20 protein-coding genes and 1 riboswitch are annotated in these 22911 nt (G+C 24.8%); of the genes, 12 read left to right on the forward strand and 8 right to left on the reverse strand.

Annotated features, from left to right (window positions below; all coding sequences use genetic code 11):
• Nucleotides 1-134 precede the first annotated feature (134 nt).
• Nucleotides 135-1253 (forward strand): radical SAM protein, encoded by a 1119-nt coding sequence (locus T523_RS03235; protein ID WP_042707491.1) that lies wholly within the window; start codon nt 135-137, stop codon nt 1251-1253.
• Between the two features lie 345 nt (nt 1254-1598).
• Here the strand turns inward: T523_RS03235 and T523_RS08845 are convergent, their stop codons facing one another.
• Together T523_RS08845 and T523_RS03245 are read right to left on the reverse strand one after the other, a co-directional pair.
• Nucleotides 1599-2087, reverse strand: a complete 489-nt coding sequence (locus T523_RS08845) for a hypothetical protein (protein ID WP_042707492.1) — start codon at nt 2085-2087, stop codon at nt 1599-1601.
• 11 nt (nt 2088-2098) lie between these two features.
• Entirely contained in the window at nt 2099-2875 is a 777-nt protein-coding gene (locus tag T523_RS03245; RefSeq protein WP_042707493.1) for a ParA family protein, read from the reverse strand.
• Nucleotides 2876-3376: 501 nt separating this feature from the next.
• Between T523_RS03245 and T523_RS03250 the strand changes: the two genes are divergently transcribed.
• From T523_RS03250 to albA, 4 genes are all read left to right on the forward strand, one after another.
• Complete coding sequence (locus T523_RS03250) at nt 3377-4441, forward strand: DUF1786 domain-containing protein (RefSeq protein WP_042707494.1); 1065 nt, start codon at nt 3377-3379, stop codon at nt 4439-4441.
• Between the two features lie 10 nt (nt 4442-4451).
• A complete protein-coding gene (locus T523_RS03255) occupies nt 4452-5117 on the forward strand; it encodes a PHP domain-containing protein (RefSeq protein ID WP_042707495.1) in 666 nt (221 codons plus the stop codon).
• 311 nt (nt 5118-5428) lie between these two features.
• Nucleotides 5429-6979 carry a 2-isopropylmalate synthase gene (locus T523_RS03260; protein ID WP_084486407.1) on the forward strand — a complete coding sequence of 517 codons (1551 nt, stop codon included), beginning with the start codon at nt 5429-5431 and terminating at the stop codon, nt 6977-6979.
• 42 nt (nt 6980-7021) lie between these two features.
• Nucleotides 7022-7294: a DNA-binding protein Alba gene (gene albA, locus T523_RS03265; RefSeq protein ID WP_042707496.1), complete on the forward strand. Its 273-nt coding sequence runs from the start codon at nt 7022-7024 to the stop codon at nt 7292-7294.
• A gap of 540 nt (nt 7295-7834) precedes the next feature.
• Here the strand turns inward: albA and T523_RS03270 are convergent.
• The 4 genes from T523_RS03270 to T523_RS03285 are packed head-to-tail and all read right to left on the reverse strand — an operon-like array spanning nt 7835 to nt 11820.
• Nucleotides 7835-9070 (reverse strand): outer membrane protein assembly factor BamB family protein, encoded by a 1236-nt coding sequence (locus tag T523_RS03270; RefSeq protein ID WP_042707497.1) that lies wholly within the window; start codon nt 9068-9070, stop codon nt 7835-7837.
• 9 nt (nt 9071-9079) lie between these two features.
• Nucleotides 9080-10255: an ABC transporter permease gene (locus T523_RS03275; protein ID WP_042707498.1), complete on the reverse strand. Its 1176-nt coding sequence runs from the start codon at nt 10253-10255 to the stop codon at nt 9080-9082.
• 7 nt (nt 10256-10262) lie between these two features.
• Nucleotides 10263-11345, reverse strand: coding sequence for a daunorubicin resistance protein DrrA family ABC transporter ATP-binding protein (locus T523_RS03280; RefSeq protein ID WP_042707499.1), 1083 nt, complete (start codon nt 11343-11345; stop codon nt 10263-10265).
• 25 nt (nt 11346-11370) lie between these two features.
• Nucleotides 11371-11820: a PadR family transcriptional regulator gene (locus tag T523_RS03285; RefSeq protein WP_052334623.1), complete on the reverse strand. Its 450-nt coding sequence runs from the start codon at nt 11818-11820 to the stop codon at nt 11371-11373.
• Nucleotides 11821-11944: 124 nt separating this feature from the next.
• Here T523_RS03285 and nudC point away from each other — a divergent pair, with 124 nt between their 5' ends.
• Both nudC and T523_RS03295 read left to right on the forward strand, forming a co-directional pair.
• A complete protein-coding gene (nudC, locus tag T523_RS03290) occupies nt 11945-12754 on the forward strand; it encodes an NAD(+) diphosphatase (RefSeq protein ID WP_042707500.1) in 810 nt (269 codons plus the stop codon).
• A gap of 165 nt (nt 12755-12919) precedes the next feature.
• Nucleotides 12920-13681, forward strand: coding sequence for a sugar phosphate isomerase/epimerase family protein (locus T523_RS03295; RefSeq protein WP_042707501.1), 762 nt, complete (start codon nt 12920-12922; stop codon nt 13679-13681).
• 70 nt (nt 13682-13751) lie between these two features.
• Here T523_RS03295 and T523_RS03300 read toward each other — a convergent pair whose 3' ends face one another.
• Nucleotides 13752-14549: an HAD family hydrolase gene (locus T523_RS03300; RefSeq protein ID WP_042707502.1), complete on the reverse strand. Its 798-nt coding sequence runs from the start codon at nt 14547-14549 to the stop codon at nt 13752-13754.
• A gap of 211 nt (nt 14550-14760) precedes the next feature.
• Here T523_RS03300 and gatA point away from each other — a divergent pair, with 211 nt between their 5' ends.
• From gatA to T523_RS03315, 3 genes are all read left to right on the forward strand, one after another.
• Nucleotides 14761-16140, forward strand: coding sequence for an Asp-tRNA(Asn)/Glu-tRNA(Gln) amidotransferase subunit GatA (gene gatA, locus T523_RS03305; RefSeq protein WP_042707503.1), 1380 nt, complete (start codon nt 14761-14763; stop codon nt 16138-16140).
• A 144-nt stretch (nt 16141-16284) separates the two neighbouring features.
• The gene (locus T523_RS03310; protein ID WP_042707504.1) at nt 16285-17286 is read left to right on the forward strand and encodes a glycosyltransferase family 2 protein; all 1002 of its coding nucleotides are present in this window, start codon (nt 16285-16287) and stop codon (nt 17284-17286) included.
• A gap of 209 nt (nt 17287-17495) precedes the next feature.
• A complete protein-coding gene (locus tag T523_RS03315; RefSeq protein ID WP_042707505.1) occupies nt 17496-19019 on the forward strand; it encodes an AAA family ATPase in 1524 nt (507 codons plus the stop codon).
• A gap of 380 nt (nt 19020-19399) precedes the next feature.
• Here the strand turns inward: T523_RS03315 and T523_RS03320 are convergent, their stop codons facing one another.
• On the reverse strand, nt 19400-19780 hold the full coding sequence (locus tag T523_RS03320; RefSeq protein ID WP_042707506.1) for a DUF120 domain-containing protein: 381 nt from the start codon (nt 19778-19780) through the stop codon (nt 19400-19402).
• 206 nt (nt 19781-19986) lie between these two features.
• Nucleotides 19987-20122: riboswitch (FMN riboswitch) on the forward strand.
• Between T523_RS03320 and ribB the strand changes: the two genes are divergently transcribed.
• Nucleotides 20107-20859 (forward strand): 3,4-dihydroxy-2-butanone-4-phosphate synthase, encoded by a 753-nt coding sequence (ribB, locus tag T523_RS03325; RefSeq protein WP_232229033.1) that lies wholly within the window; start codon nt 20107-20109, stop codon nt 20857-20859. Its footprint overlaps the riboswitch before it by 16 nt.
• Nucleotides 20860-21083: 224 nt before the next feature.
• Complete coding sequence (gene tfrA / locus T523_RS03330; protein WP_042707507.1) at nt 21084-22760, forward strand: fumarate reductase (CoM/CoB) subunit TfrA; 1677 nt, start codon at nt 21084-21086, stop codon at nt 22758-22760.
• Nucleotides 22761-22911 lie beyond the last annotated feature (151 nt).

A 22911-nucleotide genomic window follows, 5' to 3' on the forward strand; every position in this document is an offset into this window, starting at 1 on the left:
AAAAAATGATAAAAAATAAAGTATAAATATATAAATAGTATATTAGATAATTTAGAAAATAAATTAATTTTTATTAGATAAAAAATTAGAAAAATCTTATTAAAATAAGTAAAATTATTAATAAAATGATTAAAATGGATAAACTTAGAAAAACACAAATATTAAGTGATAGTGCACAATTTGATTTATGTGATTCAAAAAATAAACAGAAAAAATCACAAGTAAATCTTCCAGGAATTTATCCTGCAACTGGTGCAAACGGATGTACTATACCACTTTTTAAAACATTATTAACAAATAAATGTAATAATGATTGTAAATACTGTATTAATTGTTCTAAAAGAAATTTTACAAGATTAGAACTTAGTCCAAGAGAATTATCCAGAGTATTTCTTAATTATTATAATAAAGCTTATGTTAATGGTCTTTTTTTAAGTAGTGGTGTAAATCATTCAATAGATGAAACAATGGAAAATCTAATAGATACTTGTAATATACTTAGAAAAGATTATGGATACCAAGATTATATACATTTAAAAATTATCCCAGGTGCATCAAAAGATCAAATAAAAAGAGCAATGGAACTTGCAGATAGAGTAAGTATTAATATTGAAGCTGCAAGTCCTAGTGGTTTAGCAGAACTATCAAGTACTAAAGATTATAATAAAGATATTTTAAAAAGACTTTATTGGATAAATAAAATAGCTAAAAGAAATAAAAATCTTTGTCCATCAGGTGCAACTACACAATTAATTGTAGGTGCAAATAATGAAACGGATGATGAAATTTTAAAACGAATGGAATCAATATATAAAAAAACAGATTTACGACGTACATACTTTTCAGGATTTATCCCAATAAATGGAACAGAACTTGAAAAAAATAAAGAATGTAATCTTAAAAGAACAAATCAATTATATCATGCAGATGCACTTTTAAATGATTATCATTTTAAAACAAAAGAGATAGCATTTGATGAAGATGGAAATTTATCACTAGATGAAGACCCTAAAATATTAGCTGCTAAGAAAATGGAAATATTTCCACTTGAAATTAATAAAGCAAATTACCATGATTTAATAAGAGTTCCAGGTATTGGAACAAAATCTGCAAGAGAAATTATTAATATTAGACGTAAAAAACCATTTAATAATTTAGATGATTTAAAAAGATTAGGAGTTGTTACAAAAAGAGCAGAACCTTATATAAAATTAGAAGGTGAATATCAAAACTCTTTAGACAACTATCTATAATCAATTATCTAATTTATTAAAATTAAGATATATTTTTAAAAAAATTAAATTATAAGTTATAAGTTATAATTTATAAATAAAAAACTTTTAAAAATTAAATATTGTAAATAAAAAATATAGCCTCTTAAAAAGATTTTATTTTAAAATTTAATTCTTAAATAAGTATTTTTAAATATAAAAAATTTAAGACCAATTAAATAATAAAAACAAATCCAAATAAAATAAAATCAAAAAAATAAACAAATTCTATAAACTAAATAATAAAAACAAAGTCAGATTAAAATAAAATTAATTAAAGAAATAGAATATAAGAAAATAAAAAATAATAAAAAAAAGAATTAATATTTAAATATCTTTAAATAATTCCCAAATATCAGGATATTTTTTAGAAACTGCTTCATCAATTAAAGATGATGCTTCTTTACTAATACTAAATTCAGGCTTTGTTTTTCTTAAATATCTAAATACTGCAGATGATCTAACAGACCATAAAGTAATTCTTGGATTTTTCTTAACAATTTCTAAAACTTCATTTACATGTTCTTGAACAAGATCATCGTCTAAATCATCTGATTCATCTTGATTTACTTTAGTATCAACTTCAGTATCTTCAGTATCTTCAGAAATTACTTCAGGTTTTTTATCTTCTTTAGCTTCTTTATTTATATCCTCTTTAATAGGTTTTTCAACTTTAGTTTCAACAGTTTTTTCTTCTTTATCATTTAAAACATCTTCTAATGATTCTGAAGAATTACTATCAAAATCTTCATCATAAAAATCTGAAGGAATCAAAGAATCTAAACCTCTTCCTAATCCATTATTCTTTTTAGGCATATTAAACCTCCTTATTCATCTTCTTCTAAATCTAAAATCTCTTGAGCTAATTTTAAATAAGCAATAGCTCCACTACTTTCTTGATCATATAAAATACAAGGTTTACCATAACTTGGTGCTTCAGCTAGTTTGATATTTCTTGGTATAACAGTTTTAAAAATATGTTCCTTATTTTCAAAATATTTCTTAATTTCATTAAATACTTCTTTACTTAAACGAGTCCTTGTATCAAATAATGTAAGTAAAATACCCTTAATATGTGTTGGACTTTTAAGTCTATTTTGAACTAAATCAATTGTATTAATTAAATCTGCAACACCTTCAAGTGCATAATACTCTGCTTGAATAGGTATTATAACACTATCTGCTGCAACTAAACCATTAATTGTAATAATTCCAAGAGATGGTGGAAGATCAATTAATATATAATCAAAGTATCCTTTAATTTCTTTAAGTAAATTTTTAAGAATTATATGATAATTATCTAATTTACTTAACTCTACTCCTACACCACTTAAAGAAATATTACTTGGAATAATGTATAAATTTTTTATACTAGTACGAAATGTAGTTTCTTTAATAGAAACATCACCACTTATTGCAGAGTAAATAGTATGTTTTAATTTTGTTTTATTAAAACCAAAACTTGTTGTTGCATTAGCTTGTGGATCCATATCCACTACAAGAACAGCTTTACCCATAACTGCAAGAGATGTTGCAAGATTAACAACAGTTGTAGTTTTACCACAACCACCTTTTTGATTCATTATCGCTATTATTTCTCCCATGTCTAAACTCACAACTATAATTTTTTAATTAATTAAATTCTATAAAATAAAAAAATAAAATTAAATCACAATTTAATTTATAGTTAAAATTAAAAGCTCAAAGTTAAATCTTATAAATTTTAACTTATTCATTATACATTCTAAAGTATAAATTAAAACTTAAACCTGAAAACTTAACTCTTATAAATTTTAATGTATAAGTGAAAAATTTTAACTTAAAAATTATCACTTAGTATGTTTAAGTTAGTTCTTATATATTGTAATTTATATCTTATAAATAATATGTTAGAGGATATAAGTTATAACTTATAACTTATAAAAATCATGAATTTAAAATTGAAAATAGATTAAAGAAGTATATTATAAGATATAACTTATAAGTTATAATAAAAGTATTTTAAAAAAGAATATTAAGAGACTAATTTAATATATTTAATTAGTTATTATAAAAAGCTGATAAGTTATAAGTTATAATAGTATAAAAATAAAATAAGGGATAAGATGAAAACATTAGCAATAGATATTGGAACAGGAACACAGGATATAATTTATTATAATGATGAAAAAGAAGTTGAAAACTCAATAAAATTAGTTTTACCATCTCCACACTTGTTAATAGGTCAAAAAATAAGAAATACAAAAAATAATATCTATTTTTATGGAGAAATAATGGGAGGAGGAAAATTAAAAAATGCAATATTAGAACATATGAAAGAAGGTTATGATGTTGTAATGGAAAAACACTGTGCTAAAACAATAAGAGATGATCTTAAACAAGTTGAAGCTTATGGAATAAAAACAGCAAATAAAGAAGATATAGATAAGTATAAAAATTATAGCAAAATAAAACTTACAGATATTGATATAGATAAATTATCTGAATTTTTAAAAGAATATGATCTTGATTTTAAATTTGATAACATAGCAATTGCAGTACAAGACCATGGATATAATAAAGATATGGGAGATAGAAACTTTAGATTTGAAAAAATTAGAGAAAAATTAAATAAACCATTGAAACCTGAAGAATTTGGATGGTATGGAAATATACCTGAGTATTATAGTAGAATGAAATCAGTAGAAAATACACTAAAAAATAAAACAAAAACAGAAATTAAGAATATTCCATTAATAATGGACACTAAATTTGCATCAATATGTGGAATGTGCTATGATGATGAATCTAAAAAATTAAACAGTTATATAGTTACTGATATTGGTAATGGTCATACAACAACAGCATCAATAGAAAATGGTAAAATACAAGGAGTATTTGAACATCATACAAGAAATTTAACAAGTGAATCATTAGAAAGATACATAAAAAAATTAGCTAATGGAACACTTACAAATGAAGAGATATACAATGACCATGGTCACGGAGCACATGTATTAAATCCAATTAAAAAAATAGAAAAAGTGATTGTTACAGGACCAAAAAGGAGCTTAATTGAAAATACAAATCTTGATTATCATGAAGCATGCCCTGGTGGAGATGTAATGATGACAGGTACAATAGGATTAATAAAATCATTAGAATACCAATTAAATAATAAAAAAGTATAAGGACGATAAAATGAAACTTGATCCACATATACATAGTACTTATTCAGGAGATGCAGTAAATACACCAAAAGAAATAATAGAAAAATCAAAAAGCCTTGGATTAGATATAATAGCAATAAGTGACCATAACACAGTAAAAGGAAATGAAGAAGCAAGAAAATTAAGTAAAAATGATGATTTATTAGTAATACCATCAATAGAAATTAGTAGTGAATATGGCCATATTTTAGGTTTAGGAGTAGAAGAAACAATAAAAAAAGGCTTAAATCCTGAAGAAACAATAGATTTTATTCATGAACAAGGAGGACTAGCAATAATACCTCACCCTTATTGTTATTATAGAAATGGCCTATTTTGTAAATATAAAAATAAAAACATAGATATTGATGGTGTAGAATCAAAGAATGCTAGATTTATATTAGGATACTCAAATCATATGGGTAAAAAATTAGCTAATGAAAAAAATATAGCAGAAATAGGTTCTAGTGATGCACATTATAAAGAATTTATTATGGATTGTTATACTGAAATAGATTGTGAAAAAGACATTGATAGTGTATTAAAAGCTATAAAAAATAAAAAAACTAAAGCATTAGGAAAAGGAACTTCTAATATAAAATTAAGTAAATTTCTATTTAATAAACATGTGAGAAAATTATATAATAAACCAATATAATTTGATATTAAATATAAAAAAGAAAATGAGTATATTTTATTAAAAATAAATAAAATCTATTCTAAGTAATATAAAATCTTAAAAGAATTAGATGGAAAATAAATAAAATCTATTCTAAGTAATATAAAATCTTAAATTAAGAAAAAAAGAACTAAATGGAAAATAAATAAGATTTAAGAAATTAAAAATTAAATTACACATATTAAATAAATAAAAACAATAATATTATATATAAATAATTTAGAAATTAAATTATATAAAAATACAACAAATTGTACTTTTATAAATCAAATGTATATCGGAGGAAAAAAATGAATCGAAAACCAATATATGAAATGGATCAACTATACGAAAACTTACAAGACAAAATAACAATCTTCGATACTACTTTACGTGATGGAGAACAATCTCCAGGAGTAGCACTTACTGTAGATGAAAAAATTGAAATTGCACAAAAATTAGACGCTCTTGGAGTAGATAAATTGGAAATAGGTTTTCCAATAGCATCTGAAGGTGAAAGAGAAACTGCTAAAGCAGTTAAAAAATTAGGATTAGATTGTACAATTTGTGGATTAGCACGAGCTGTATTAAAAGATATAGATGCTGTTATTGATAGTGATCTTGATTATGTACATACATTTATAGGAACTAGTCCTCTTCACAGAGATTATAAATTAAAAATGTCTAAAGAAGAAATTAAAGACAAAACTATAAAAACAATTGAATATTGTAAAGATCATGGATTAAAAGTAGAATTTTCAGCAGAAGATGCAACTAGAACTGAATGGGATTATTTAATTGATGTTTATAAAGCAGCGGAAGATGCTGGAGCTGACGTTATTAATGTACCAGATACAGTAGGTATATTAACACCAATGGATGCTAAAACTTTAATATATGATTTAAAACAAGAATTAAAAGTACCTATCAGTACTCACTTCCATGATGATTTTGGACTTGGTGTAGCAAATACATTAATGGGTCTTGAAGCTGGAGCAAATCAATTCCATGCAACAGTAAATGGTATTGGTGAAAGAGCAGGAAATGCTTCACTTGAAGAAATTATTATGAGTTTAGTTATTGCATACAATCATCCAATGGATGTAGATACAACTAAAATATACAATCTCTCAGACTTTGTATCAAGAGTTACTGGTATGAATATCCCACCAAATAAAGCAATTGTTGGTAAAAACGCATTTGCACATGAATCAGGTATTCATGTTCATGGTGTAATGGAAAATGCACATACCTATGAACCTATTAGTCCAGAAATAGTAGGTCAAACTAGAAGAATTGTTTTAGGTAAACAAAGTGGTGGACATGCTATTAAAGGTAAACTTGAAGAATATAATATACATTTAACTGATGAACAATTCAATGATGTATTTAGAAAAATCAAAGAATTAGGAGATAAAGGTAAAGCTGTCACTGATGATGATCTTAAAGCTTTAGCAATAAATGAAATGAACTCTGCAAAAGAAAAAGCTGTAAAATTAGAAGGATTATCTGTGTCTAGTGGAGATACAGTCTCACCTACAGCAACTGTAAGACTTTCAATAAACAATGAAATAAAAGAAACTGCTGAAATTGGTGTAGGTCCTGTAGATGCAGCATTAAATGCAGTTCAAGCATTAATAGAAGACACTACCTCAATTGAATTAGAACAATATCACATCGATGCTATTAATGGTGGTACTGATGCTCTTGGTGAAGTATTTGTAAGAATCAGTGATGATGATGGATACTATGCTACAGGAAGAGCAGCTAATGAAGACATTATTAAAGCAAGTGTACAAGCAGTATTAGATTCTATTAACAAACTTCTAATCATTAGAAAAGAAGAAATTAAAGAAAATTAAATAATCTTACATAATTAATTAAAAACAAAAGGAGACTTAGAAATGACAGAAGAAAATATTATATATATCGGTAGTAAACCAGTAATGAATTACGTATTAGCAGTAGTTACACAAATGAATAATGGAAAAAATGAAGTAATCTTAAAAGCACGTGGAAGAGCTATTAGCAGAGCAGTAGATGTTGCAGAGATTGTAAGAAATAGATTTATACCTGAATCAGATATTGGTGAAATTACAACAGCTACAGATGAAATTGAAAATGTAGATGGAAGATTCACTAATGTTTCAAGTATTACAATACCTATCATAAAATAGGTAATATAATGTTTTCATTTGAAAACATTATTAAAACTACTTTTTTTATTAAACTAATTACTATCATATTAATTAACCTATCAAAAACTATTTTTATTTAAAGAAATTAATAAACCATTAATTCAAACGAGTAAATAATTTTAAAAACTAAAATAATTTTAATAATTTAAAATATTTTAGGTCTGTTGAAATCCTATTTTTTAAAAATTTAAACATTAATAATACTTAAAAATCAATTTTAAGAAGTTTATTCTAAAAATTTTGAGAATTTCAACAAAGCCAATATTTTATAAAAGTTCAATTATTACTTAAATTATTTTATATTGAAAATTAATTATTTTAAAAAAAATAATTAATCTAAGAAATAGATATAGATAAAAATTAATTCAAAAGAATATTAAATATTATAAAAATACTAAAAAATATTATAAAAAATAAGAAAATAATATAAAAATATTAAACAAAAATAAGTATAACTAATAAGTTATAACTTATAATAAGAAAAAATAAAAAAAATAAAAAAATAATTCATAAAATGAATTATTTATTTTTACGTCTAGTATTTAATTTAACTAAAGCAATAATTACAATTAAAACAACAATAACAACAACAATATCATAATAAATATAATCAGATATTGGAGTATTTTGTTTATTTAAATCAATGGAGTATAAATAACCATCATTAGCTGCTACAAATAAAGTATTACCATTAATAACTGGTGATGTAGTAATAGGTGAATTAAATAGATAAGCTCCTGGATTATAAGTCATATTAACTTTTCCACTGTATTTATTTAAAACATATACAGTATCATCAGAAGATGTAAATACAAGAGAATTATTTACTATAGCAGGACTAGATCTAATAGCACCTCCAGTTAAATAAGACCATTTAATTGTTCCATCTCTTAAATCTAAACAAGATAAATTACCAGAATCATCACCAACATAAATATTATTATTGTATCCATCAATTGATGGTGAAGAAATTACTTTATTATCCATTGTTTGTTTCCAAAGTAAATTACCATTAGAACTATTTAAAACATATAATGTATTATCAACAGAACCAACAGCAATTCTACCATTACCATATGCTGGAGCAGATAATACTTCATCTCCAGTAGTATAATTCCATACAGAGTTTCCATTAGTAGATTTTATAGCATAAATTCCTCCATTAGTAGATCCAAAATACAATGTATCATTAGATAAGGTTAATGGAGTTTTAATTTTACCTCCAATCTGTTTATTCCAATTTTTCTTACCATCTTTAGTTGATAATGAATATACTTTACCATCATCACAACCAAAGTAAACATTATCACCATTAACAACGGCTGTAGATTCAATAGCTTTTGGTGCTTTAAAAGTCCATTTAATATTATGAGAACTTACATTAAAAGCATAAAAATGACCATTTAAATCACCAACAAATAATAAATCATCTTTAACAACTGGTGAAGCAGATACATTATTAGATAAATCATTATACCAGTTAATTGTTCCATTAATCATATTTATTGAGTTTAAAACACCATCACTTGAAATTAAAAACAATGTATTATTATGAATTGCAGGTGTAGAATTAATTGATGATGAAATTTTAGAAGACCAAAGATTTGAAACAAAATTACTATTTTCTTCAACAAATCCCACATGATCTGGAGAATTCTGAAACATAGTCCAATCTGCACTATAAATTGGACTGCTAATTAAAGACAATGATAGAACTACTGTTATAATAATTAAAAACTTCTTTTGTTTAAACATGTTTTTCACCTATACATCCCTATCGAAACTTACAACACCTATTAAGAAGAACAATAATGTAAATCCTAAAATTACTAAAATATCCACCCATACAAATCCAAGTGAATGACCTTGAATCATTACAGCTCTCATTGCATCATTTAAATAAGTTAATGGACATATATATGCAATTTTTTGGAATATCCAAGGCATTGTTTCAACTGGATAAAATACTCCAGAAACAAACATCATAGGCATAGAAAATGGCATGACCAATTGTGAATAATCCTCTTGATTTTGAGCACGAGAAGATAATGCAACACCAAATCCAACGAAACATATTGCTCCAAGGAATAATAGGAATAATGTTTGTAAAATTCCTCCTTTAACAACAACATTAAATAGAATAATAGCTGCAAATAATAATATTAATGCACGCATCATTTCAACTGAAAGTTTTGCAAATATTTTACCTGCAATAACAGTTGAAACAGATGTAGGAGTCATGAATAACCTTGCAAGTTCACCAGTTTCACGTTCACCAGCAATAGATGCACCCATACCCATCATACAACTCATCATAACAGTCATACCAAGTACTGCAGGTACTAAAAAGTCAATATACTTAATATTACCATAAATTCTATTAATTTGAATAGCAATACCAGATTTAACACTATTAATTTGTGATGAAACTGAATTTTTACTAGATGCATTTTGTACTGAAAGATTTGCTTGATTTGATTGTGTTTGTGAAGATTGAAGTTGATTAATAGATAATTGATTAAATAATTGTTGAGATGCTGGAACAATAGTTTGAGAAGCCATTTGATCTGAAGAATCTAAATATAATGTGGCCGTTTTTTGAGAATTCGTATCATCATCATAATTAGTTGGCAGTATAATAGCCGCTTTAACCTTTCCATTATCTACCATTTCCTTTGCCTCTGTAACATTATCCATAATATCTGTAACTTTAAAAACACTAGTTGATTTTATATCATTTAATGTTGTATCTGTAAGATTACCATGAGATTGAGAGACTACAACAACAGGTAAATCAGTTAAGTCTCCTCCCATACCATAACCAAATAATAAAATCATTACAATTGGCATTATAATAATAGCAGCAAGACGAGATGGATGTCTTTTTAAACTTAACCATTCTTTTTTAATCATCCAAAACATTTTTTTATATTCAAACATAATATCACTAAACCCTTGGACCTAAATCTGCTTCTGAAGTTGTTTTAATAAATACATCTTCAAGAGATGGTTCCTGAGTAGAAATTGAACTAATAATAGCACCTTTATTAAATAATGCTTTTAAAATATCAGTAACTGCATTATCATCAAATTTATCAATTTTAAGAGAGATTCTACCGTTTTTATTTACTTCAAGACCATGAACATAAGGTAAAGTTTTTATATAATTTAAAAGTTCATCAGAAGGATTTTTAAGTAAAAAAGACATTTCTTTATAAGAGAAAAGTTCTTGTTTTTGAATCTCAAGAGCTTTTTCACTATCAGATAAAATCTTATCATTAACCTTATTATCTTTTTTAAATTGATACATAGCATTATTAAGATTAGTATATTCTTCTTTTTGAGAACTGATTAATTGATCTTTTAATGCTCTTGGTGAATCATAAGCAACAAGATTACCTGTACTTATAATTCCTACATTATCACATAACATATCTACCTCATGCATATCATGAGAACATAAAATAATTGTATGTCCAGAATCATTTAAATCTTGAATTAAATCCCATAAAACTCTTTTTGTAGTTGGATCAAGCCCAATAGTAGGTTCATCTAAAAATAAAATATCTGGTCTATGAACTAAACTAGCTACAAGTGATGCTTTTTGTTTTTGACCACCAGACATTTTACCTATTCTTTTATCTTTTGCATATGAGATATCTACAAGTTCCATTAATTCATTAATTCTATCTTCTTTCTCATCAGATGGAACACCATAAAAATCTGCACATAATTCTGCATTTTCTTTTACAGTTAAATCTTTATATAAACTAACTTGTTGAGGTACCATACCTAATAGTTTACGAACTTCATTAGGATTATCATTAATATCATAACCACCAACAGTAGCTGTACCTTTTGTTGGTATTGTAAGACAAGTTAACATTTTAATAGTTGTGGTTTTACCTGCACCATTAGGTCCTAACATACCAAAAATTGATTTATTAGGAATTTTCATATTTAAAGAATTAACTGCAGTGAAATCTTTATATTTTTTAGTTAAATCAAAAGTTTCAATTGCATATTTCATTAAATCACCAATTTATAATTTAATTTCAGTCATTATCAGGATTAGAAATGAGAAAATCTTGAAACTCTATGAAATTATCAAGTTTATGTTCTTCAAGTAGATAAAAATTTCTTTTTCTCATAGAATAAAGGAATTTATAACCTTTATCAGTTAAATTATAAACTTTTATACGCTTACCATTATTAATTTTCCAATTACCTTCAATAAATTCTATACTTTCAGCTTTCTGTAATATAGGATAAACTTTACTGGAATTAAATTTTTTAAGGATACCTTTTTCAATTTGAAATTGAAAAAATGAATCTAATTTTTTCATTAATCCATAACCATGTAAATCTTCTTTACTTAAAAACCAAAGAATTAATAAAGGAGTTAAAGAATTAATAAAAACTTTTTGAATTTTTTTATGCTCTTTAACAAATTTTTCATCAAAAAATTCAGTTTTATCAAAATCATAAGAGTTTAAAACTTCCAAAATATACCTCCATAAAAATTATTATATCAAATTTTGATATATATCATATATAGATATACTTTAGTAGTATATAAAGGTTTTACTTAAAAATAGATTATATAAAATAAAAACATATAATACAAATATGATAAACTCAAGCCTTTATGATAACTACAGTATTGATTTTAAAGAAGAATATAAAACAGATGAAAAATCTTATTTTTTAATATTTTATAATGATGAAATATATTTAGAAAATAATTATATTCCATTACTTACTAAAGAAGAATTGTATAAAACATTCGATGTGGACTTTGACTTATATATTGGAACATATAAAAATAAAGCATGTTTTGTAGTAAACTTAATAAATAGAAAAAATGATAAAGGATTCTATAATTTACATGAAGTATTTAATATAAATGAAGAATTATTCTTAATAGGTGGAAGAGGATCACAAGTTAGAGATTGGTATAAAAATCATCAATATTGTGGAGTATGTGGAGAACACAATATAATAGATGAAAGAGAAATGATGCTTAAATGTCCAAAATGTGGTCACTTAAATTATACTAGAATTGCTCCTGCAATAATTGTAGCCATAAGAAAAGAAGATAAATTATTAATGGCATATCATAGTTATTATAAAACAAATGATTATTCTTTATTAGCAGGATTTGTAGAGGCGGGAGAAACATTAGAAGAAGCTGTAAGAAGGGAAGTAAAAGAAGAAGTTGGAATAAATATTAAAAATATCAAATATTTTGGAAGTCAATCATGGCCATTTCCAAACTCTTTAATGGTAGGTTTTACTGCAGAATATGATAGTGGTGAAATAGAGGTAGATAACTTCGAGATTCTAGATGCAAAATGGTTTAATAGAAATCAAATAAAAAGAAGATCAAATATAAGTATATCTTCATGGTTAATAGATGATTTTTTAGATAATAAATAAATCTATAAACTATCAAAAGGTTATACTCTATCAATCTTTAGATAATAAAGATTAAGAAAAATAAATTAATATCTATAATCTCTTATATAATAAAATTAAAAATAATAAAAATTAGTATCTATAAAATACTCTAAATAAATTATAATATAAAAAGAAGGTAATATTATGAAATTAGGATTTTCAACATTATCTCTTTTTATGAAACCAATACAAAATATGTTTGACATTGCAAAAAGAGATGGATTTGAATTAATTGAATTATTAAGTGAAGGGCCATATATCCCATATAACTTATTAAAACACTCAGAAATTATTAATAATTTAGATAAAAAAGGAATAAAATTATATTTACATGGGCCTAATGTTGATATAAATTTAGCAAGTTTAAATAAAGGAATAAGAGAAGAATCTATTAAACAGATATATGAAACAATAGATCTTGCAAATAAATTAGGTGGAGAAGCAATAACAATACATGCTGGACAAGTAGGAAGAAATGATGAAAGGATACGAAAAGTAGTCATAGATTATGCAATAGATTCAATTAATAAATGTATAGATTATAGTAAAGACAATAATAAGAATGTTAAGATATCTGTAGAAAATTTACCAAATAGATTTAATTTTATTGGAAATAATGTAGAAGAATTAGAGTATATCCAAGAAAATACAAATTCTTACATAACAATAGACACTGGTCATGCAAATACATGTGATAATTGCAGAGAATTTTTTGATTTAAATAATATAATATATTATCATATACATGATAACAATGGAAAAAAAGACCAACATTTAGTACTTAAAGAAGGTAATTTGGATTTAAATTTATTAAAAAAAGTAAACAATGGAATTATAGAATTAAACAAATATGAAAATGTATTAAAAACAAAAAATATAATAGAAGAACTAAAATTAATAAATTAAAATAATATCTACTAGAAAATATACAGAAAATATTGATAAATAAAATATATATTTGACAATAATAATTATACTAATATAATATATTTAGAAGTTCTATTAAATCATTAATAATATAATCAGAAGCTACAAGTAAATAATCTTCTTCAATAAAACTTTGAGCAATAGTTAATATTCCACAATCAGCTTGATTTAATGCAAAATAATCATTAGGCCCATCTCCAACCATTGTAACATTATATCCCTCAGATTGCAAATCTTTAACAATATTCTTTTTACCTATAGGACTTGCAGTTGGAAATCCATGAGAAGAATCAATATCTAAAAATTTAGTTAAGGTTTTAATAGCACCGACTCTATCACCAGATGCAATAAATATTTCATAACCTCTATTTTTAAGTTTATCTACTGTATATAATGCATTATCAAACAATTTACCTGCTGTAGTAATAGTATATAAAATCCTCTTATTTTTACAATCAATAATTAATGCAGTTCCATTACATATTTCCATATTTGGAACTTGTTTTTTCAAAATACTAAATCCATCAGTAATATCTGAAATCACTGCAGTATCATCATTTTTAATTATATCCAATATATCATCATTATTAAGATTAGTTGAACTATAACTAACAGAAAACTCAATATTATAATCAGAAAGTAAATCTGAAATTTTAGTATTAGGATCAAGTTTTAACAAACAAGAGGTATTAAACTGTAGGATAACAAGAGCAGCAGATTCAAAGTTATGAATAATCTCAAATGAATTTTTATCAGTAATAAATTCTTTATTTATAACATCTTTCAAGATTTTATACCTTTTAATTAAAGTACCAGAATTATCAAAAACAACAGCTTTCTTATTCATATTACCATTTTATAAATTTAATTAAAAAATAATATTTGTTTAATCTTATAAAAAATTATAGATTTAATAAATTCTAAAAAATATATAAATAAAAAGTTTATTTAATAGCTAAATATTTAAAGTTAAATAAATATATAATTAATTAATATAAAGATTATAAAATAAATTTTTTCATAATTAATTAATAATTTAATACTTATTAGGTGTTTCAATGAATATACTAGAAAAAGCTAATGCAATTAAAAATGGTGAAATAAAAGCATTAGATAATGTTAATAATTATATAAAAGTAATTGATGAAACTAATGATTCAATTAATGCGTTTTTAGAAATTAACAAAGAAAATGCTATTAATAAAGCAAAAGAAATCGATGAAAAAATAGCAAATGGTGAAGAAGTAGGTTTACTTGCAGGTCTTGTTATTGGAATAAAAGCAAATATTAATGTAGAAGATTTTACTATTTCTGCAGCAAGTAAAACTCTTGAAGACTATATTGGAAGTTATGATGCTACTGTTGTAAAAAGAATTAAAGCTGAAGATGGAATTATAATAGGTATAAATAATATGGATGAATTTGCAGCAGGAAGTTCTACAGAAACATCATATTATGGAGTATGTAATAACCCAGCAGCACCTGGAAAAATCACTGGTGGTTCAAGTGGAGGAGGAGCTGCAGCTATTGCAGGTAAAATGTGTGATATAGCAATTGGATCAGATACTGGTGGTTCAATTAGAAATCCGTCTTCACATTGTGGTATTGATGGTTTTAAACCTACTTATGGTCTTGTTTCAAGACAAGGTTTACTTGATTTATCAATGAGTCTTGATCAAATTGGTCCAATGTCAAGTGATGTATATGGTCTTACACTTGCACTTGATACTATTACTGGATATGATTCTTCAGAATGTACAACTTTAAACACTGAAATTCCTAATTTCACTGATATAGCTAAAAAAACAAAAGATGAAGAAAAACCATTAAAAGGTATGAAAATAGCTAAAGTAAAAGAATTTACTGAAGTTACTGATGATAAAATCAATGATGTTGTTGATAAAGCTATTAATAAATTAGTAGAACAAGGTGCAGAACTTGTTGAATTAAGTTTTGATTATATTGATATTTGTCTACCAACTTATTATCTTATTAACTATGTAGAATTCTTCTCAGCTACTAGAAAATATGATGGAAGAGAATATGGTTCAAGAATTGAAGAAACTTGTGGAGAAGAAGTATTAAGAAGAATTCAAATTGGTTCTTATATTTCACAACAAGAATACAGTGGAAAATATTATAAAAAAGCACTTCAAGCAAGATCTCTTATTAGAAATGAAATCAATAAAATGTTAGATGAAGTTGATTTAATTGTAGGTCCTACAGTTCCTAAATTACCACATAATATTGGTGATAAATTAGAACCTATGGAAATGTATGCATACGATGTATTAACTGTAATTGCAAATCTTGCAGGTATTCCAGCTGCAAGTATTAAAGCTGGTGAAGTTGATAATATTCCAGTAGGATTACAAATACAAGCTAAACCTGAAGATGATGAAAAAATCATCAAAGCTATAGCTGCATATGAATTATAAGGATTGAATTATTCAATCTACTTTTTTTATTTTTTTAAATAACTAATTAAAATACTATTTTTAAATCTTAATATATTCAATATAGAAATTCTTATTTTAAATAAATCTAATAAAGATATATAATCAAAATTTTAAGGTGATAAAATGACTAATCCAAAAGTAACAGTTATTATATCAGTTTATAATGAAGAAAAATATCTTAAAAAAGCTTTAGATAGTATACTTAATCAAAGTCTTAAAGAAATCGAAGTAATTTGTATTAATGATAAATCAAGTGATAAATCTCTTGAAATTATAAAAGAATATAAAAGTAAAGATAAAAGAATTAAATTAATCAATAATGAAGAAAATCTAGGACTTGGATTAAGTAGAAATAATGGATTAAAAATAGCTAAAGGAGAATACATTGCATTTGTTGATGGGGATGACTGGATTAAAAAAGAATGCTTAGAAGAAACCTATAATAAATCTAAAAAACTAAATACAGATATTACTATGTTTCAAATGACTAATTACAATGATGAAAATAAAAGTTTTCATGAAAATAAATGGTCTAATTTAGATGAATTAAGTAATGAATATGACAATAAAGTATTTGATGCAAGTAAAACCAAAAATTTTCTTTTTAAATTACCAGTTAGTGCATGTCAAAAAATCTATAAAAAAAGTTTTTTAGATGATATTAATGCTAAATTTCCTGTTGGAATATATTTTGAAGATAATCCTTTTTTCTACTATGTATGGCTTAAAGCAAAACGTATTACAATAATCAAAAAACAATATTATATAAGAAGAGTACATCCTGAATCTATTACTGGTACTTGTGATAAAAAATTCTTTGATATTATACCAAGTGGTATAGAATTATTTAAAATCTTTATTGAAAATGACTTTTACAAAGATTATAAAGAAGATTTAATTAATTATAGAATCGATGCATATAGACTTACTGTAAACTGTATAGATAGTAATTTACTTGGAGAATTCTATAATCTATCTAAAGAAGAATTTAAAAAAATATATAATAGCAAATACAAAGAAGACTTTTTAAAATATATGAACAATAAAAATTTAAGAATATTTAACTCTATACTTAATACAAAAAATGTATGTCAATTTAGAAAAGATTATTTCACAATTAGTTAAACATAAAATTAGCATATAGCCAACTGATAATTAAATAAAATTATTTCACAATCAGTTAAATATAATTAAAATTATCATAACCCAACTGGCAATTAAATAAATTTAAAAATCAAAACTAAAAAAATATAAACATTAAATAATTTAATATCTTAAAATACAATATAGAAGATTTCATCTTAAGGGCAATAATTTTAAAAGAAGTTGAAAAAATGAAAATAGGCCTTACATATGTAAAAGGAGCACTTCCAGGTTATGAAAACTTTGGACATCTCCCAACAGACATAGTTAAAACTAATGGATTAGTAAATGGTAATAAAGCAAGTGAAGAATTAGATGCCTTAATAATTCCTGGTGGAAGTATAGTAGAATCAGAAGGAATACCATATGATTGTGAACTTTCAAAAGAAATTATAAAAATGAGTAAAGAAGGTAAAGCAATAATTGGTATATGTTCTGGATTCCAATTACTTGCAAATCAGACAGATGTTGGAAGAAAATCAGAAATACCAATAATTAAAAAAGGATTAGGTATACTTGATGTAAATTTCTCACCATTAATTAGTAATGATCGTGTAGAAGGAGAGATTGTTGGAGATTCATTTTTTACTAAAAATATAAAAACACCAATTACTGGTTTTCATTGTCATACTTATGGACATATTGAAGGTAATGCAAAAGAAGTTTTATATTCAAATATAAAAAGAGTAAACTATTCAAATAAAAATAAAAAAATATTATCTGGTGTAGTTAGTGATGATGGAAATGTTATTGGCACTTTAATACATAGATCTCTTGATAATAATCCAGATGTTGTAAAAAATGTACTAAAATTTATAGATGCATCTGAAGAAGATATTAACTCAATATATAAAAGAAATCTTGAATTTAATAAGTACATTAATAAAGAAATTGGTATTGAAACAGATGTGGATATAAGAATACCTGGTAAAAATTGCCTTACAAAAGATCTTAAAAAATCTGATGGTAAAATGCCAACTGTAGTTTTAATGGCAAGTACTGGATCAGATTCTGGAAAAACATTTATTACAACTGGACTTGCAGGAGTATTTAGAGAAAAAGGCCTTAAAGTAGGTCTTTTAAAAGTTGGTCCAGATATACGTGATATTGTTCCAGGTTTATACCTTACAAAAGGTTATATGGAAGATTATGGAAGCATTCAAATATCTAATCTTGGATGGATGGAATTATCAAACATATTAAAAAGGCTTAAAAACTCAAATTATGATGTTGTATTAATAGAAGGAGTTATGAGTGCATTTACTGGAATATTAAATAAAAAAATACCATATTCTACAGCAGAAATAGCTAAATCAGGAAATATTCCAGTTATATTAACTACTGGTGTTAATAAAGGAGGTATTGAGTCTGCTGCAATTGATATTAGTTCACATGCTAAAAAACTAAAAGACTTTGGTGTAAATATTAAAGCCATAATACTTAATAAAATATATGATATGGATATTTTCAATGAGGTTAAAGAATATATCCAAAAAGAAACTGGTATTAATACAGTGATTGGAATACCAAAAGTTAAAATAGAATCTCGTGGTGGAACTCCAGAAGTAGAAATTAAATTAGAAGATTTTGCATTAAAAGCTTATGAAACAGTAAATAACAATTTTGATATTAGAATAATATCTGATATCAAAGAAAAACCTAAATTTGATAGATATTTAAGTTTTGATGAAATTAAAAAGATTTATAATAAATAAGATATATTCTAAAAAAATATATCTTAACTTTTTTTATATTAATTTAATAATTAAAATTAATGAATATTTTAAACTATTTTTAAAATTATTAAGTATAAGTTATAACTTATAATAAAAAACCAAAAACAAGAAAACAAACATAACTTATAACTTATAATAAAAAACAAAAAACAAAAAAGTATGTATAACTTATAACTTATAATAAAAAACAAAAAACAAAAAAGTATGTATAACTTATAACTTATAACAAAAAACCAGAATAAGAAAAAAATAAACCACAAGTATAACTTATAACTTATAACAAAAAAACCTAAAAAAACCAAAATAAAAGAAGAAATTTAAATAAATAGAAAAAATTAGTAAATAAAATAAAAAAGAAATTAGATATTAATTTCTAAGGAAACCTTATTACCATCTTTTAAATGTAATTTTTTTCTAAGATTATCTTTAGCAATAAATTCTAAATAATTTTCTTCATGTGTTGTTTTATCTGGAAAAACAATAGCACCAGTAACAGAATTTTCTAATTTTGCTTTAATATATTTAACTCCACCAAACCCTTGATCAGATTTTATTACATTTCTACAATTATTCTTTATATTATTAATTTTATCAAGATCTTTTTCAGGGACTGTAAGATTTAAAGTACCTGGATATGGGATAAAACCACATTTAACTTTAAACTGAGATTTATAAAAATCTTGACCTAAAAAATATGCAGCTTTTCCAAAACCTGATGTAACAGTACCATTAATTTCCATATTATACCTCTTATTTAAAAAATTCTAATAATATATTATAGTTAAAATAATATTTAAATATATAAATTTATAAAAATCCACTATTTAAAAATAACTAAAATAATTAAAAACAATTTTAAAATAATATAAACTTTTTATTAAATCAAAAAAGATTAATATAAAATTATATATTATTAAAAAATAAAAACATATAGTGAATAAAAATTAATTATTCTCAGGGCGGAGTGAAATTCTCCACTGGTGGTAATTTAATAAAAATATTAAAAAGTCCACGAGCACAAGAGTGTTGATTTGGTTAAAGTCCAAAACCAACGGTGAAAGTCCGGATGAAAGAGAATACAGAAAATTATAATTATTTAGTTAATTATAGGTATAATATCTTTTTTTGCCCTGATTCTAAGAAATCTAGAACATTATTAAGAATTAAGGAGATTACTATGAATCAAGAATGTATGCTAAAAGGAACATATGAAGAACGTGTAAATACTGCTATAGATTACCTTAAAGAAGGTAAAGGTATTATAGTAACAGATGATGAAGATAGAGAAAATGAAGGAGATATGTTCTTTTCTTCAGACTACCTTACAAATGAACAAATGGCCCTTTTAATAAGAGAAGGTAGTGGAATTGTCTGTTTATGTATGAGTGACGAAAAAGCAGATGAATTAGAATTACCATTAATGGTTGAAGATAATACAAGTACTTATGGTACAGCATTTACTATAAGTATTGAAGCTGCAGAAGGTGTTACAACTGGTGTAAGTGCTGCAGATAGAGTAACTACAGTTAAAGCAGCATCTAAAAATGGTGCAAAACCTGAAGATTTACATCATCCAGGACATGTTTTCCCACTTAGAGCTAAAAATGGAGGAGTCCTAGAACGTGATGGCCATACAGAAGCTAATATAGATATGATGAAATTAGCAAACCTTACACCATGTGGTGTTTTATGTGAAATCACAAAAGAAGATGGTACAATGGCAAGAATGCCAGATGTTATTAAATTCTCTAAAGAAAGAGATATGCCTATTGTAACCATTGATGATATTAAAAAATATAGATTAAACCATGAAAATTAAATTTTTAAATAAAATTTAATTTTAAATCTTTTTTTAAACTTTTAATATCTATATATTTTAAATAAAATCATGCACTATTTTTTAAAATAATATATAAAAATAAAAAATTACTTATTTTAAATAGATTTATTATATTAAATAATCTTATAAAATATTATATTAAAAAAATCACAAAGTCAAAAAGGACTAATTTTAAGATTATTTTATTATAGTGAGGAATTTTTATGGAAAGTAAAATTATTCAATCAGATGTATTGATTATTGGTTCTGGAGGAGCAGGATCTAGAGCAGCTATAGAGGTTAAAAAACAGGGATTAAAACCAATTATAGTTTCAAAAGGATTATCTTTTAAATCAGGATGTACAGGAATGGCAGAAGGAGGTTATAATGCTACTTTTGGATTTGTAGATTCTGAAGATAGTAAAAAAGCACATTTTGAAGATACATTAAAAGGTGGAAGTTATCTCAATGATAGTAAACTTGTAAATATTCTTGTTGATGAAGCACCAGATAGATTAATAGATCTTGAAAATTATGGTGCACTATTTGATAGACAAGAAAATGGTAAACTTAATCAAAGGCCATTTGGTGGTCAAAGATATAGAAGAACTTGCTTTTCAGGAGATAGAACTGGTCACGAAATCATAACTGCACTTAAAGAAGAAGTAACTAGATTAGGCATAGAAACAATTGATGAAGTTATGATTACAAAATTAATAAAAAACAATGATGATTTTCCAAAAGTCATAGGTGCAATTGGATTTAATTTAAAAGATTCTAGTACAATATTTTTCCAAGCTAAAGAAGTAATTATCGCAAGCGGTGGTGCAGGACAACTTTATCCAGTAAGTTCAAATACAGTACAGAAAAATGGTGATGGATATGCACTTGCATGGGATGCTGGAGCAAATCTAGTTGATATGGAAGAAGTTCAATTTCACCCAACAGGTATGATTAAACCAAAATCTAAAGCAGGAGTCCTTGTAACAGAAGCAGTACGTGGAGAAGGAGGAATACTTTATAATAAAAATCATGAAAGGTTCATGTTTAATTATGATGATAGAGGAGAACTTGCTACACGTGATATAGTTGCAAGATCAATTTATAACGAGATTCGTGAAGGTAGAGGTACAAAAGATGGTGGAGTATACCTTGATATTAGTCACCTTGACGATGATATTATTGATGAAAAACTTGAAACTATGGTAGAACAATTTAAAGATGTTGGTGTAGATATTAAAAACGAACCAATGGAAGTTGCACCTACTGCTCACCACTTTATGGGAGGAGTATTTATAAATGAAGATTGTAAATCTACAGTTGAAGGTTTATATGCATGTGGTGAAGCTGCAGGAGGAGTTCATGGAGCTAATCGTCTAGGTGGAAATGCACTTGCAGACACTCAAGTATTTGGAAAAAGAGCAGGAAAAGCAGCTGCAATAGCATCTGAAATTGAAGAATTTGAAATTAATGAAGAAGAAATAGAAGAAGAAGAAAATCGTATTAAAAATCTTGTATCTAAAGGTAATATTAAACCAAAAAAAGTTAAAAATAAAATTAAAAAAATAATGTGGGAAAATGTATCTATTATACGTAATGAAACCCACTTACGTTTAGGTTTAAAACGTCTTCTTGATTTAAAAGAAAATGAACTTCAAAATATGGATGTTAAAGATATAAAATACTATAATAAAGACCTTCAAAATGCATTAGAAGCAATAAATATGTGTGAAGTTGCAATACTTGTTGTAAAATCAGCAATATTAAGACGTGAAAGTAGAGGTGCACATTATAGGGAAGATTTCCCTGAAACAAAAAAAGGTTGGGAAAAAAGTATTGTTTTTGGACCAACTAAAGTAAGATTTGTTAAAAGAGATAGAAAATTTACTCTTAATGAGTAAACTCTTTTAAATACTTATTTTTAAATAAATCTAAGCTATAAATAATTACTTATTTCAATAGAGTAAACTAAACTTTAAAAAATAATAAATAATAATCACTTAATCTAAATAGAGTAAACTAAACTTTAAAAAATAATAAATAATAATCACT

The sequence above is a fragment of the Methanobrevibacter wolinii SH genome (genome assembly GCF_000621965.1).
Classification (GTDB): Archaea; Methanobacteriota; Methanobacteria; order Methanobacteriales; family Methanobacteriaceae; genus Methanarmilla; species Methanarmilla wolinii.